The 14,336-nt window shown below is 72.8% G+C and carries 13 protein-coding genes; 4 read left to right on the top strand and 9 right to left on the bottom strand.

Features of this window, described 5'->3' with window-relative positions; all coding sequences use genetic code 11:
- Nucleotides 1-34: 34 nt before the first annotated feature.
- Nucleotides 35-1,393: an 8-oxoguanine deaminase gene (locus ACESM1_RS12195; protein WP_372620408.1), complete on the top strand. Its 1,359-nt coding sequence runs from the start codon at nucleotides 35-37 to the stop codon at nucleotides 1,391-1,393.
- A gap of 339 nt (nucleotides 1,394-1,732) precedes the next feature.
- Here ACESM1_RS12195 and ACESM1_RS12200 read toward each other — a convergent pair whose 3' ends face one another.
- From ACESM1_RS12200 to ACESM1_RS12215, 4 genes are all read right to left on the bottom strand, one after another.
- Nucleotides 1,733-4,864, bottom strand: coding sequence for a chemotaxis protein CheB (locus ACESM1_RS12200; protein WP_372620410.1), 3,132 nt, complete (start codon nucleotides 4,862-4,864; stop codon nucleotides 1,733-1,735).
- Nucleotides 4,865-5,110: 246 nt separating this feature from the next.
- Nucleotides 5,111-5,938 (bottom strand): substrate-binding domain-containing protein, encoded by an 828-nt coding sequence (locus tag ACESM1_RS12205; RefSeq protein WP_372620412.1) that lies wholly within the window; start codon nucleotides 5,936-5,938, stop codon nucleotides 5,111-5,113.
- Nucleotides 5,939-5,958: 20 nt separating this feature from the next.
- Complete coding sequence (locus tag ACESM1_RS12210; protein WP_372620413.1) at nucleotides 5,959-6,681, bottom strand: ATP-binding cassette domain-containing protein; 723 nt, start codon at nucleotides 6,679-6,681, stop codon at nucleotides 5,959-5,961.
- Complete coding sequence (locus tag ACESM1_RS12215) at nucleotides 6,681-7,385, bottom strand: ABC transporter permease (RefSeq protein WP_372620414.1); 705 nt, start codon at nucleotides 7,383-7,385, stop codon at nucleotides 6,681-6,683. The genes ACESM1_RS12210 and ACESM1_RS12215 overlap by 1 nt, the downstream gene beginning before the upstream one ends.
- 111 nt (nucleotides 7,386-7,496) lie before the next feature.
- Between ACESM1_RS12215 and ACESM1_RS12220 the strand changes: the two genes are divergently transcribed.
- Nucleotides 7,497-8,363 carry a substrate-binding domain-containing protein gene (locus tag ACESM1_RS12220; RefSeq protein ID WP_372620416.1) on the top strand — a complete coding sequence of 289 codons (867 nt, stop codon included), beginning with the start codon at nucleotides 7,497-7,499 and terminating at the stop codon, nucleotides 8,361-8,363.
- Nucleotides 8,364-8,372: 9 nt separating this feature from the next.
- Here ACESM1_RS12220 and ACESM1_RS12225 read toward each other — a convergent pair whose 3' ends face one another.
- Both ACESM1_RS12225 and ACESM1_RS12230 read right to left on the bottom strand, forming a co-directional pair.
- The gene (locus tag ACESM1_RS12225; RefSeq protein WP_372620418.1) at nucleotides 8,373-8,783 is read right to left on the bottom strand and encodes a PaaI family thioesterase; all 411 of its coding nucleotides are present in this window, start codon (nucleotides 8,781-8,783) and stop codon (nucleotides 8,373-8,375) included.
- A gap of 17 nt (nucleotides 8,784-8,800) precedes the next feature.
- On the bottom strand, nucleotides 8,801-10,297 hold the full coding sequence (locus ACESM1_RS12230) for an MFS transporter (RefSeq protein ID WP_372620419.1): 1,497 nt from the start codon (nucleotides 10,295-10,297) through the stop codon (nucleotides 8,801-8,803).
- A gap of 133 nt (nucleotides 10,298-10,430) precedes the next feature.
- On the opposite strand from ACESM1_RS12230, the gene ACESM1_RS12235 reads away from it, so the two are divergent.
- Nucleotides 10,431-11,090, top strand: coding sequence for a hypothetical protein (locus ACESM1_RS12235; RefSeq protein WP_372620421.1), 660 nt, complete (start codon nucleotides 10,431-10,433; stop codon nucleotides 11,088-11,090).
- Between the two features lie 8 nt (nucleotides 11,091-11,098).
- On the top strand, nucleotides 11,099-12,235 hold the full coding sequence (locus ACESM1_RS12240; RefSeq protein WP_372620423.1) for a hypothetical protein: 1,137 nt from the start codon (nucleotides 11,099-11,101) through the stop codon (nucleotides 12,233-12,235).
- Between the two features lie 39 nt (nucleotides 12,236-12,274).
- Here the strand turns inward: ACESM1_RS12240 and ACESM1_RS12245 are convergent, their stop codons facing one another.
- From ACESM1_RS12245 to ACESM1_RS12255, 3 genes are all read right to left on the bottom strand, one after another.
- Nucleotides 12,275-12,430: a hypothetical protein gene (locus ACESM1_RS12245; RefSeq protein WP_372620425.1), complete on the bottom strand. Its 156-nt coding sequence runs from the start codon at nucleotides 12,428-12,430 to the stop codon at nucleotides 12,275-12,277.
- A gap of 167 nt (nucleotides 12,431-12,597) precedes the next feature.
- Nucleotides 12,598-13,029 (bottom strand): CAP domain-containing protein, encoded by a 432-nt coding sequence (locus tag ACESM1_RS12250; RefSeq protein ID WP_372620427.1) that lies wholly within the window; start codon nucleotides 13,027-13,029, stop codon nucleotides 12,598-12,600.
- Between the two features lie 258 nt (nucleotides 13,030-13,287).
- Entirely contained in the window at nucleotides 13,288-14,244 is a 957-nt protein-coding gene (locus ACESM1_RS12255; protein WP_372620429.1) for an acetyl-CoA carboxylase carboxyltransferase subunit alpha, read from the bottom strand.
- Between the last annotated feature and the right edge of the window lie 92 nt (nucleotides 14,245-14,336).

Genomic DNA, 14,336 nt, shown 5'->3' on the forward strand with positions numbered 1-14,336 from the left:
GCCCCGTGCTGCGCCGCATGCCAAGGGGGCCGCCATGCGCGACGGCCTGCTGCTCAGGAACGCCGAGGTGGTCGTCACCATGGATGCCGCGCGGCGCGAGATCGCCGGCGGCTGGGTGCATGTGGCCGACGGCACCATCACCGCGCTCGGCGGGCCGGACGAGCCGCCGCCGCCGGCCGCCGACAGCCTGGACCTAGCCGGCCATGTGCTGCTGCCCGGCCTGGTCAACACCCACCACCACATGTTCCAGTCGCTCACCCGCGCCCTGCCCGCCGCGCAGGATGCCGAGCTGTTCGACTGGCTGGCCGCGCTCTACCCCGTCTGGGCGCGGCTGACGCCCGAGGCGCTGCGCGTCGCGGCCACGACCGCGATGGCCGAGCTGCTGCTCTCCGGCTGCACCACCGCCGCCGACCACCACTATCTCTTCCCGAATGGCTGCCGCCTGGACGACACCATCGAGGCGGCGCGCGAGATCGGCATCCGCTTCCACCCAACCCGCGGCGCGATGAGCCTCGGGCAGTCGAAGGGCGGCCTGCCGCCCGACCAGCTGGTGGAGGCGGAGGACGCGATCCTCGCCGACATGGAACGTGTCGTCGCGCGCTTCCACGATCCCGCGCCGCGCTCCATGCTGCGCATCGGCATCGCGCCCTGCTCGCCCTTCTCGGTGACGCGGGAGCTGATGCGCGACGCGGCCGCCTTCGCGCGCGGCCGCGGCCTCAGGCTGCACACCCATCTCGCCGAGAACGACAAGGACGTCGCCTTCAGCCGCGAGCGCTTCCGCTGCACGCCGGCGGAGTACGCGGAAGCGCTCGGCTGGGTCGGCGGGGATGTCTGGCACGCCCATTGCGTGAAGCTGGACGCAGCCGGCATCGCGCTGTTCGCGCGCACCGGCACCGGCGTGGCGCATTGCCCCTGCTCCAACATGCGGCTCGCATCCGGCATCGCGCCGATCCCCGCGATGCGCCGCGCCGGCGTGCCGGTCGGGCTCGGCGTGGACGGCTCGGCTTCCAACGATTCCGGCCACCTGCTGGCCGAGGCACGGCAGGCGATGCTGCTGGCGCGAATCGGCGACGGCCCGGCTGCGATGACGGCGCGCCAGGCGCTGGAGATCGCGACGACCGGCGGCGCCCGCGTGCTGGGGCGGGACGACATCGGCGCGCTGGCCCCCGGCATGGCCGCCGACCTGGTCGCCTTCGACCTGGGCGGCCTCGACCATGCCGGCGCCGGCGAGGATCCGGTCGCCGCGCTGGTCTTCTGCACGCCGCGGCGCGTCGCGCTTTCCATCATCGGCGGCCGCGTGGTGGTGCGGGAGGGACGATTGCTGACGCTCGACGAGCGCGCCCATGCGGCGCGGCACCGGGCGCTGGCGCGGCGGCTTGCCGCCGGGGACTAGTGGTCGAAATCTGACGCCTGATACCCGAGCCGAGGCTGCTACCAAATCGCTAGCGATCAACGCACCGTTGGCAGATGCCGTACTCCCCGGCGCTAGACTGAGAATCATCGAAGGGCTGACCGCAGTGGATACAATTGGGCCTTGGATCGCTTCCCGAAAGCCCAAGGTAAGCCAACCGCCTTGTCCGCTCACGCTGCCTGTCAACTTGAGCCAGCCGCTTCCGCTCAACCTCGGCCTCTGCATCTGCTTGCGCCCACTTCCAACCATCATCCCCCATTTCCACCTCCAATCTGCCCCTCTCCGGCTTCGGCATAGGAACCAAGCGTTAGGCGCGGACCACTAGGCTGTCTTCCGCGGGCGCCCACCGAGCGGGATCGCAATGCGGCAGAACACGCCATCCGGCATGAACGTAAGCTCCGCCCGCGTGCCGAGCGCCATGGCCAGCGCCCGCTCGATCAGCTGCCGCCCATAGCCGTGGCCCGGCGGCTCCTTCGGCATCTCCACGCCCGTCTCCCGCCAGTCCAGCACCACGCAGGGTTCACCGGCGGCATCCCGCTCGAGACGCCAACGCACGTCGAGATGCCCACCCTCCTGCTTCAGCGCGCCGTATTTCATGGCGTTGGTGGCAAGCTCGTGCAGCGCCAGCGCCAGCGCCTGCACATGGCCCAGCCCGAGCGGCACCGGCGGGCCGGAGAGCGCCACGCGCTCCGCATCCGGCGCGGCATGCGCGGCGAGTTCCAGCCGCACCACCTCGCCCAGGTCCAGCTCGTCGCGGCCGTCGCGGCTCACCAGTTCCTGCGCACGGCCGAGCGCGGCGAGCCGCTCGTTGAAGCTCTTCAGCGAGCCGCCCTTGCCAAGCGTCAGCGCCGCGATGGCCTGCACCACGGTCAGCAGGTTGCGCGTGCGGTGGTGCAACTCGGCGACCAGCACGCGCTGGCGGTCCTCGGCCTCGCTCAGGTTGGTGATATCCACGAAGGTGACCACCACCCCCTTCGTCTTCTGGTTGCCATCGCGATAGGGCGACAGCCGCACCAGGTAGCGCGCGCCGCCCTCGACATCGTCGGCGCGCCGCTCGATCGGCGCGCCGTTCGCCAGCACCGCGGCGACATCGGCGGTCAGCTCCGGCAGGCTGAACCGGCTGGACAGGTCGGTGATCGGCCGCCCGCGGTCACTCGGCAGGATGTTGAACACCTTCGCCACCGCCGGCGTGAAGCTGCGGATCACCAGGTCCGAATCGAGGAACACCGTCGCTATGTCGGTGCTCTCGAACAGGTTCAGCAGGTCGCCGTTGGCGCGGTCAAGCGCCTCCACCTTGCCGGCCAGCTCGGCATTGACGGTGTGCAGTTCCTCGTTGACCGACTGGACCTCCTCCTTCGAGGCTTCCAGTTCCTCGTTGGTGGATTGCAGCTCCTCGTTCACCGAGACCAGCTCCTCGTTGGAGGATTTCAGCTCCTCCAGAGCCGTCTCGTATTCCTCGATCACCGATTGGAGCCGGTCGCGCGTCTCTCGCAGCTCGCGCTCCAGCTGCAGCGCCGCGCCATCCTGCGGCCGGGAGCAGCCCGACGCCGCCTCGCTGTCGAGCGGCGGTCCCTCGTCGGCGAACAGCACCAGGAACAGCGGGTCGGCGCGGTCGCCGTCGCGCAGCGGCTCGACTGTCAGCGTGATCGGCTGCACGCGACCGTCTTCGCCCTCGATCACAACCCCCTCGCGCGTCACCGTGCTCCCGGTCTCCGTCGCCTCGCGGAGCGCGGTGCGCAGGTCGAGGCGCAGGCCCTTGCGCGCCATGGTCAGGATCTGCCGGCTCGGCATGCCGGGCGCCGGCTCCAGGTATTTCCCGGTGCGTGCCGAGTAGTAGGCGACATCGCCGTCGCGGTTCACCACCACGAAGGGCGGCGAGAAGCGGTCGAGCACCTGCGCCTCCACCGCCTGGCGCAGGGCGGCCCCGCCGAGCGGCGAGCGGCGCGGGCCTTGCACCGCGGCATGGCCGGACCACAGTCCCGGCAGGTGCAGCGGCAGCCGGATGCCGGCCGCGCTCTCCGGCCGGCGGCGGAAGATGCGCTGCTTCTTGTCCAGGGGCGTGAACAGGTCGCCGAAGGGGCCGACACTCTCCGCCGTGCCGAGGAACAGGAAGCCATCCGGCCGTAGCGCGTAGTGGAACAGCGGCAGCACCTGGTTCTGCACCTCCGGCCCGAAATAGATCAGCAGGTTCCGGCAGGAGATCAGGTCCATGCGGGAGAAGGGCGGATCGCGGATCACGCTGTGCGGCGAGAAGATGCAGAGATCGCGCACCTCCTTCGCCACCGCGTAGGTGCCGCCATCGCCCACGAAGAAGCGCGCCCGCCGCTCGGGCGAGACACTGTCGAGCAGGGGTGCGGGGTAGCGGGCCGTACGCGCCACCAGCAGCGCGCGCTCATCTATGTCGGTGGCGAAGATCTGCACCCGCGGCACGGCGGCGAGCCCGTCCATATGCTCGCGCAGCAGGATGGCGATGGTGAACACCTCCTCGCCGGTGGCGCAGCCGGGCACCCAGACGCGCACCGTGTCGTCGGCGCCGCGTCCTTCGAACAGCTTCGGGATGACGAGCTTCTCCAGCGCCTCGAACGCCTCGGCATCGCGGAAGAAGGTGGTGACGCCGATCAGCAGGTCGCGGAACAGCGCACCCGCCTCCTGCGGGTCCTGGCGCAGCCGCTCGATATAGGCCTCGACGGTGGCGAGCTGCTGCACCTGCATGCGGCGGTGCACGCGGCGCAGGAAGGTCTTCGGCTTGTAGCCTTCGAAGTCGTGGCCGACGCGGCTGCGCAGGATGGCGTAGATCTCGCGCCGGGCCGCATCCAGGCTCTGCGCCCCCGGGCTCTCGGCGGGGCCGTCGGCCAGGCCGTCCAGCACGGCGAGCCCGCGGGCGAATTCGACCAGCCGCGGGCCCATCTGCTCGGCGGGCAGGGCGAAATCCACCACCCCGGCCGAGATCGCGCTGTCGGGCATGTCCCGGTGCTGCGGCCCGTGGCCGTCGGGCACCTGCGCCATGGTCAGCCCGCCGCGTTCCTTGATCGCCTTGAGGCCCAGCGTGCCGTCGCTGTCGCCGCCGGAGAGCACCACGCCGGCCGCCGACTCGCCCTGGTCCTGCGCCAGCGCGGCGAAGAAGATGTCGATCGGATGGCGCTCGCGCTGCACCGCATTCGGGCGTCGCAGCCGGAGATGCCCGCCCTCGATGCCGAGCACGGCATCGGCTGGCAGCACATACACATGATCGGGCTCGACCTTCTGGCCGTCGCTCGCCACGCGCACCGGCAGGCCGGTCAGGTTTGCCAGCACCTCGTGCAGCCGGCTCTCGCGGTCGGGGCTGAGATGGGTCACCACCACGAAGGCCATGCCCAGCGAGTCCGGCAGGCCGCGGAAGAATCCCGACAACGCCTCGATTCCGCCGGCCGAGGCGCCGATGCCGACAATGGGAAAGTTCGCCGGGGCGGTCATGCCCGCATCCGCCGACTCCCGCCGCGCCATGCAGCAGCGGGTTCGCTGTCGGCACCCGGTGTCAAGCGGACACCCGGGGTGCGTGCCTCACGCTTCCATCCGTCGAGTTTCTCGTTACCGACGTCATTCGCCCCGTCTCTGTCTCATTCTGCACAGCACCCGCACATTCGCCAATCCGTGAGCACGAGCGCCGATATCACAGGCACGCCAACCACACACCGCGAACCAGCCCCGGCGCGCAGGGTGTCAGGAGACCGGTTCGGCCTGCCGCGCATTCGGGAAGAACAGCTGCGCCCCGTTGATGCGGTATTCGGCGATCGCCTGCTGGCCGGCCGGCGAAACCAGCCAGTCCACGAAACGCTGGCCGTCTTCCGCCTCAACATGCGAATGCCGGCGCGGGTTCACCAGCATCGCGCCGTACTGGTTGAACAGCCGCGCATCGCCCTCCAGCAGCACCTTCAGCTCCTGCCGGTTGCGGAAGCCGAGCCAGGTGCCGCGATCCGCCAGGAGATAGGCACCCTGCGCCGCCGCGGTGTTGAGCGCGGCGCCCATGCCCTGGCCGACCTCGCGGTACCACTGGCCGCGGCCCTGCACCGGATCCACCCCCGCCGCCCGCCACAGCCGCAGCTCCGCCGCATGCGTGCCGCTGCGGTCGCCGCGGCTGACGAAGGGCGCCCGCGCCTCCGCGATCCGGCGCAGCGCCGCGGCGGCGTCGCGCAGGCCGGCGATGCCGGCGGGATCGGCGGCCGGACCCAGGATGACGAAGTCGTTGAACATCACGTGCCGGCGCTCGACGCCGTGGCCCTCCGCCACGAAGCGCAGCTCCGCCGCGCGGTCATGCACGAAGACCACATCGGCATCCCCACGCCGGCCCACATCCAACGCCTGCCCGGTGCCGAGCGCCACGACGCGCACCGCGATCCCGGTCTCGCGCGTGAAGAGCGGCAGGATGTGGCGGAACAGCCCGGACTGCTCGGTGCTGGTGGTGCTCGCCACGGTGATGCTGCGCGGCTGCGCCACCGCGGGGGCGGCGAGGATGCCGATGGCCGCGGCGATCAGCAGGCGCCGGAACATGGCGTGGCTCCCGGAAGCTCTCACCACACCAGCTCGCCGCGCAGGAAGGCGGCGGCCTCCGGCGCGGCGGGGGCGGCGAAGAAGCGGTCAGCCGGCGCGTGCTCCAGCACCCGCCCGCGGTGGAGGAACACCACCTCGCCGGCCAGCCGGCGCGCCTGGCCGAGGTCGTGCGTGGTCATGACGATCTTGGTGCCGCGCGCCGCCAGTGCGGCGACGATGCCCTCCACCGCCCGCGTCGCCGCCGGGTCGAGGCTGGCGCAGGGCTCGTCGAGGAACAGCACCTCCGGCCGCAGCGCCGCCGCGCGGGCCAGCGCCAGGCGCTGCTGCTCCCCGCCCGAAAGCCGGCGCGCCGGCCGCGCAGCAAGTTCCGTGAGCCCGACCAGCGCCAGCGCCTCCGCCGCGCGCGCCTCCCGCGCCGCCGGATCGAGCCCCGCCAGGCGCAGGGGATAGAGCACGTTCGCCAGCACCGACCGCCGCAGCAGCACCGGCCGCTGGAACACCATCGCCTGCCGCCGCGCCGGATCGCTCGCTGGGCCAGACCACGCGATGCGCCCGGCGGTCGGCCCGAGCAGCCCGTGCAGCAGCCGCAGCAGCGTGCTCTTGCCGGCGCCATTCGGCCCGATGACGAGCGTTGGCGCGCCGGCCTCGATCGCGAGGTCCACCGCCTGCAGGATCCGCAGGCCGCCGACGCCGAAGCCCAGCCCCTCGGCCCGCAGCGGCAGGATGCTGTCCGGCGCGCGCATCAGCCCGCCCACCTTGCCGCGACGCCGCGCAGCCCCTGCGCCAGCGCGTTCACCGTGACCACCACCGCCATCAGCACCATGCCGAGCGCCAAGGCCAGCGGCAGGTCGCCCTTGCTGGTCTCCAGCGCGATGGCGGTGGTCATCACGCGGGTGAATCCCTCGATGTTGCCGCCGACGATCATCACCGCGCCGACCTCCGCACTCGCCCGCCCGAAGCCGGCGAGCAGCACGGTCAGCAGCGCGAAGCGCCCATCCCACAGCAGCGTCGGCACCGCGCGCCACGGCCCGGCGCCGAAGGAGCGCAGCTGCTCGGCATATTCCTCCCACAGCGCTTCCAGCACCTGGCGCGCCAGCGCGGCCAGGATCGGCGCGATCAGCACCGCCTGCGCGATCACCATCGCCGTCGGCGTGAACAGCAGGCCGAGCGATCCGAGCGGGCCGGAGCGCGACAGCAGCAGGTAGATCAGCAGCCCCGCCACCACCGGCGGCAGCCCCATCAGCGCATTGATCACCACCACCACGCCGGCCCGGCCCGGGAAGCGCGCCACCGCCAGCAGCGCGCCGAGCGGCAGCCCGATCAGCGCCGCCAGCGCCACCGCCGTCAGGCTCACCCGGATCGAGAGCAGCACGATCTCGCCCAGCACCGGATCGCCGGCGCCAACCAGCCCGAGGGCCATCGCGAAGGCGCTGCCGATGTCCTGCACCCATTTCCTCCGGTCCGGGTCGGAATTGAGTGCTGGCAGGCACCAGCGTCAACCCGCTCCAGGCTTGACGCCGGCACGGCAGCTGCCGGATTTTGCCGGAGGATGCCGGATGTGCTGACCCTGAAGGAGGCCGCCGCCTGGCTGCGCCTCTCGGAACGCTCGCTCTACGAGCTGGCGCGCGGCCGCCGCCTGCCGGCGGCGCAGCTCGGCGGCAAGTGGCTGTTCCCGCGCGAGGGCCTCGCGCGCTGGCTGGCCGCGCAGGCCGATGCCGAGCTCGCAGCGCGCCCCGACCCGCCGCCGATCCTCGCCGGCAGCCACGACCCGCTGCTCGACTGGGCGGTGCGCCAATCCGGCTGCGGCCTGGCGCTGCGCAGCGGCGGCAGCCTGGAGGGCCTCGCCGCGATCGCCGCCGGCGAAGCGCTGGCCGCCGCGACGCATCTGCTCGACCCCGACAGCGGCGCCTTCAACGAGCCGGCGGCGCGCGAGGTGCTGGCCGGGCGCGGCGTGGTCGGCATCACCTGGGCCTGGCGCGAGCAGGGGCTGATCCTGCCGCCCGGCAATCCCCGCAAGCTGGCCGGCGTGGCGGACCTTGCCGGCGGCGTGGTGGTGGCCGGCCGCCAGCCCCGCGCCGGCAGCCACGTGCTGCTGCTGCATCTGCTGACCGAGGCCGGCCTCCGCCTCGAGCAGGTCGCCTTCCTCCCCGCCCCGGCGCTGTCGGAGGACGAGGTCGCCGCCGCGGTCGCCGAGGGTCGCGCCGATGCCGGCTTCGGTATCCGCGCCGAGGCGGCGGCACGCGGCCTCGACTTCGTGCCGCTGATCCGCGAGCGCTTCGACCTGGTGATGGCGCGCCGGCACTATTTCGGCGCCGCGATGCAGGCGCTGCTCGGCTTCGCGCGCAGCACGGCCTTCGCCGGGCGCGCCGCGCGGATGGGCGGCTACGACGTGGCGGCGAATGGCAGCGTGGCGTTCAACCTCTGACCGGCGACGTCACGGCCGCCCCAGGATCTTCCAGATGCCGGAGGCCGCCAGCACCGCCTTCCCCTCGCAGACCAGCTCGCCGCGCAGGAAGATGACGGAGCGCGTCAGCCGCACCACCTGGCCGCGCGATTCCACGAAGCCGCCGATCCGCGCCGGCGCCAGGTAGTGCAGGTCCAGCTGGATCGTCGCCACCGGCACGTCGCCCGCCGCCTCCCGCGCCACCCGGCCGATCGTGTGGTCGATGTAGGTGGCCAGGATGCCGCCATGCACCACGCCGCGGCCATTGGCCTGCGCCTCGCCGGTCTGGAAGCCATAGGCCCAGCCCGCCTCCTCCTCGCGCCGCCACAGCGCCTCCATCACGCGCGGCATCGCCCTGTCCTCATGCGGGCGCCAGCCCTCGGCGGCGGGATCGAACCCCATTCTCGGCACCTTTTCCGTCATATGCGCTGCAGCGGCACCCGCGTGGTCAGCCAGGCCGCCACCGCCACCAGCCCCGCTGCCGTCAGGAAGGCGGCGCGGAAGGCGCTCGTCATGCCCGCCCGGAACTCCGCCTGCGCCACATCCGACAGCGCCGCCAGCGCCGACGGGCCGCGATTGACCAGGGCGACGAACAACTCCGCCGCCCCGCCGCCCTGCGCCACCAGGAAGCCGAACAGCACCGCCCCCATCAGCGCCGTCCCGGTCGCAGCGCCCAGCGCGCGGGTGAACTGCACCGAGGCGGTGGCCGAGCCCAGCCGCTCCCGCCCCACCGCCGCCTGCACCGTCACCTGCACCATCGGGAAGGAGGTGCCGAAGCCGAACGAGACCAGTCCCAGCAGCCCCGCCAGTTGTGCCACCGAAAGCTGCCCCGCGAACACCGCCGCCGCCGCCAGCATCACCGCGGAGAAGGCCAGGCCGAAGCTCGGCCAGATCATGGTCCGCCCGGTATGCGACAGCAGCCGCCCCGTCAGCATTGCGCCGAAGGCCGCCGTCACCGCCAGCGGCAGCAGCGCCACGCCGCTCGCCGCCGGGCTCAGCCCGCGCACCGCCGCGAAATAGATCGGCAGGAAGGCGATGGTGCCGACGAAGGCGCCCGCCACCAGCGCCGAGAGCAGGTTGGCCCGCCAGACCGAGGGATTGCCCAGCACCGCCAGCGGCAGCAGCGGGTCCCGCGCCGCGCGCTCCTGCTTCCACAGCAGGAACAGCGCGAGCCCCGCCAGCGCCGCCAGCCCCGCCGCCGCCGCCAGCGCCCCCGGCTCCAGCCGGCGCGCGAAATCCAGCGCCAGCAGCGCCGGCGCGACGAACAGCGCAAACAGCAGCAGCCCCGGCCAGTCGAAGGCGAAGCCCTTGGAGACGCCCGGCGCCGCGCCGCCCAGCCGCCGCACCGCCAGCCACGCCGCCAGCAGCGCCAGCGGCGGCTGCAGCAGGAACACCGCCCGCCAGCCGAGCCATTCCGTCAGGAAGCCGCCGGCCACCGGCCCGAAGCCGCTGGCCAGCGCGAAGACCGCCGCGATCCAGGCCTGGAAGCGCCCGCGCTCGCGCGGCGGCACCACCTCCGCGATCAGCGCCACGGAGAGCGAGATCAGCCCGCCGCCGCCGAACCCTTGCACCATCCGCGCCAGCGCCAGCAGGTTGAGGCTCGGCGCCAGCGCGCAGAGCGCCGCGCCCAGCCCGTACATCGCCAGCGCCACCAGCAGCATGCGCCGCCGCCCGAAGGCGTCGCCCAGCCTTCCATAGACGGGCGCGGCGACCGTGGTGGCGACGAGGTAGACCACCACCACCCAGGAGATCCGCTCCACCTCGCCCAGGCTGCGCGCGATGGCGGGCAGCGCGGCGGCGACGATGGTCTGGTCGAGCGCCGCGCCGAACATCGCCAGCCCGACCGCCGGGAAGACGCGGAAGAACAGCCGGCGGAGATCGGCGGGATCGGTGCTCGCAGCGTCGCGGGGGGACATTGGCGCCGAGTGTAGGCGGTTTCCGCGCCGGGGAAACGTGCCCGCCGGCATCCGGTCGCGCGAGCAACGGCGTTGTTGCTGGCCGGGCCCCGCCGCGGCTAGCCTGCACGGCGAGGGATCCGGGACGTCGGCCTTGAAGTCGAAGGCTTCTTCCGCGAAGCGCCGGCCGGAACCGCCACGCTCCGGCGGCGTGGTCACGCGGCTGGCCGCCGGCCTGACCCTGCTCGCCACCACCATCGGTGCCGTCGCGCTCACCTTCACCCATCTCGAGACGATCTGCCGCTCCCTCGCCGGCATGCGCCTGGACCTCTGCCGGGTCGCGCCTGCGCCCCGGCCGGCGCCCGCGCCCCCCGCGCCGCCGCAGCCGGTTCCGGCGCCCGACCAGGCCGCCGCGCCGGCCTTCCAGGGCCGCATCCTCGTCGTCGCGCCCGACACGCCGGAGGGGCCGTCTCTGGCGGCACAGGCGCGACGGGTGCTCGCGGAGGAAGGCTTTGCCCTCGCCGCCGGGCCGGACGTCGCGGAGCTGCGGGCGGAGATCGCGCCGCCGATCTTCGGTGCGCCCCGTGCGGCGCCGGCGGGAGGGCCCGCCCTCGTGTCGGTGGACGCCATGATCGAGGCGCGGCTCCTCGGCCCCGGCGCCCCGGGCGGGGCGGTGCAGCGTCGCGAGGTCACCGGCCTCGGCGCGACCGAGGAGGAGGCTCGGCGCGACGCGCTGCGGCGGGCCGGCGACCAGATCGGGCTGCGCCTCGCAGCCGCCCTCCGCCCGGGCGGCGCCGCCCCTGACAGCCGGTGAGACCCAGCATGCCGACGCCCGAAGCGCCGCCCCGGACAGGCCTGCGGCTGGCCGCCCTCGCGCTTTCCGCCATGCTTTCCGCAGGCCCGGCCAGGGCGCAGGAGATGGCAGGCTCGCTGGAGGCGGGGCTCCAGGCCCTCGCCCGCGGCCTCGCCGGCGCGGTGGGGAGCCAGCGCCCGCCGGTGCTTTCCGTCATGCCCTTCCCCGGCGCCGACCAGGCCTGCCCCCTGCTCTCGGTCTTTGTCGTGGACGAGCTGACCACCGCCCTCGTCATCGGCGTGCAACCGCGGCCGCGGTTGGTCGAGCGCCTGCAGCTCGAGACCGTCGTCGCGCAGTACCGGCTCGACGACTTCCTCACCGACCCCGAGCAGCGGCGCCGCCTCGGCGGGCTGACCGGCATCGATGCGCTGGTGGTCGGCTCCTTCGTCGTCATCGGCGATCGGCTGCGGATCAATGCCCGCGTGGTCGGCATCGACAGCGGCGAGCTGATCACTGCCCAGGCCGTCTCCGTTCCCCGCACCGGCGAGCTGGCCGAGATGCTGCGGCAGCCTTCCGGGCGCGGGCGGAACTGCGTGACCGCGGCTGCCCCGGCCGCGGTGAGCTCCGATCCCGGCTCGCAACCGGTATCACCGCCGATGTCCGCCTCCGCCTGCAAGGAGCAGTTCGGGCTGCGGCTGTGCGTGGCGGAGGTGCAGCGCAACGGGCGGGACGCAAAGCTCACCCTCGCGGTCGAGAATGCCAGTCCAGCCGCTCTCGGCGTGCTGCTGGTGGGTCCGCGGCCGACACTGCGCGACGCCGAGGGCGGGGTGCTCACGGCGACCGGCGTGGACGGGCTGCCGGCCTGCGGCGGCTACATCCAGCACAGCTACATGCAGCCACTCTACCAGCCGGAATGCCTGCGGCCCTCGAACTCCTACGCCAATCAGCAGGATTATCTGGGACTCGCGCCCGGCAGTCGGCTGCGGGCGACCTTCTACTTCCGCTCCGAGGCGGCTTCGGCGGAAGCGCCGGTGGCGTTGAACCTGGTGATGGGCGTTCTCCCGCAGCCCCGCGGCAGCACGGCAGCAGCCACGCAGCGGCGCCAGGCCAACCCGCTGTTCCTGACCCTGGATGACCTTGACCCGGCCGGCCTGCAAAGGCAGTGAGCCTGCTGCGGCATCAGCCCGCGCCTAAGCGGGGCGGCGCTAGACCACCCCCGCCCGCCCCATCTCCAGGAACTTCTCGCGGCGCCTTGCGCGCAGCGTCGCGCCATCCAGCGCCAGCCCGACCGCCGGGAAGACGCGGAGGAACAGTTGGCGGAGATCGGCGGGATCGGTGCTCGCAGCGTCGCGGGGGGACATTGGCGATGAGTGTAGGCGGTTTGCCCGCCGGGGAAACGTGCCCTCCGGGCTGGCACGCGACCGCGGATGCCGCCTCGGTGCCTTCAACTGTGCCCGGTTCTATCCGGGGCCAGCCCTGCAGGAGCCGGCGCCCCGGGCCGCGAGGGCCCGGGACGGCGCGGCAGCGGTCAGATGAACCAGCTGTCCGGCTCGGCCGCTTCCGCCGCGGTCGGCCTGCCGAAATCCTCGGTGACGAAGATCGCCGGCCGTCCCTTGTAGTCGCCCTGGGTGATGCCGATCCCGATCTCGGTGAAGTTGCTGCTCAGGATGTTGGCCCGGTGGCCCGAGGAGTTCATCAGCATCGTGTGCAGCCGCTCCACATCGCCCGCATCGATCGTGGCGGCTCCGGAGCCGCCGATGTAGGCGATGTTCTCCCCAGCCGCCTGCCAGGTGTAGCCATCCGCCTTCATGCGGCCCGAGGCCGAACTGCCCCCGGCGCCGGTGTGGGAGAAGACATCCGCCGCGATCATCCAGTCGCTGTGCTTGCCCGCAGCGGAGACGAGCTCCGCATCGAAGGCGAGCGGCTTGCGCCCGGCATCTGCCCGCGACTCATTGATCAATTCAAGTAGGAGGTGTTCCCACTGGGAAACGCCGGACGTATCGGGCATCAACTCAGGCTCCGTTGTTCGTGAGCCAAGCTGATAAGCAGCCTGAACGCCTCATGCCAGATCAAAGAGTGATGTGGGATGCACAACCTCTGATGGCGTGCCTCCGAGTCGGCAGCGCATCTTGATTTCAGCGCGGAATTACTCAGGCGTCACTTGCGTTCCGCATGGCGCACTTGCGGCGGCATCGGTCAAAGACCGACGCCGCCAGTGTCAGACCACCCCCGCGCGGCCCATCTCCAGGAACTTCTCGCGGCGCCTTGCGCGCAGCGTCGCGCCATCCAGCGCCAGCAGCGGGTCCAGCGCGGCCCAGATCCGCTCGCCGACCGCGGCGATCGCCGCCTCCGGGTCGCGATGCGCCCCGCCCAGCGGCTCCGGCACCACCGCGTCCACCAGGGCGAGCCTGCGCAGATCCTCCGCCGTCATGCGCAGCGCCTCGGCCGCCGTCGGCGCCTGCGCCGCGTCGCGCCACAGGATGGAGGCGCAGCCCTCCGGCGAGATCACCGAATAGACCGCGTGCTCCAGCATCAGAACCCGGTCGGCCGCCGCCAGCGCGATGGCGCCGCCCGATCCACCCTCGCCGATGATGGTGGCAACGAAGGGCACCGGCGCCTCCAGCCCCGCCTCGATGGAGCGCGCGATCGCCTCCGCCTGGCCGCGCGCCTCCGCCTCGATGCCGGGGAAGGCGCCGGCGGTATCCACGAAACTCAGGATCGGCAGCCCGAAGCGGCCGGCGAGTTCCATGATGCGCCGCGCCTTGCGGTAGCCCTCCGGCCTGGCCATTCCGAAATTGTGCTTCACCCGGCCTTCGGTGTCGCGCCCCTTCTCCGTGCCGAGCACCGCGACGGCATGGCCACGGAATCGCCCGAGCCCCGCCACCACCGCCGCGTCGTCGGCAAAGGCGCGGTCGCCGGCCAGCGGCATCCACTCGCCGATCAGCGCCTGGACGTAGTCCAGCGCCTTCGGCCGCTCCGGATGGCGCGCCACCAGCGCCTTCTGCCATGGCGTGAGCTTGGCGTAGGTCTGGCGCAGCAGCGCCTCGACCTTGTCGCGCAGCTTGCCGACCTCCTCAGCGACGTCGATCCCGCCCGCATCGGTGGTCCGGCGCAGTTCCTCGATCTTGCCTTCGAGTTCGGCGATCGGCTTCTCGAATTCCAGGAAGTGGCGCATCGCGCGGCGGCTTAGCCTGGAACCGGGGCGGGCGGAAGCCGGCCCCGGCCCACCGGACCGCGCGCGCCGGCGGCGCCGTCGCCGATTCATCC

This window comes from Falsiroseomonas sp. (assembly GCF_041690465.1).
In the GTDB taxonomy this organism is placed as follows: Bacteria; Pseudomonadota; Alphaproteobacteria; order Acetobacterales; family Acetobacteraceae; genus Falsiroseomonas.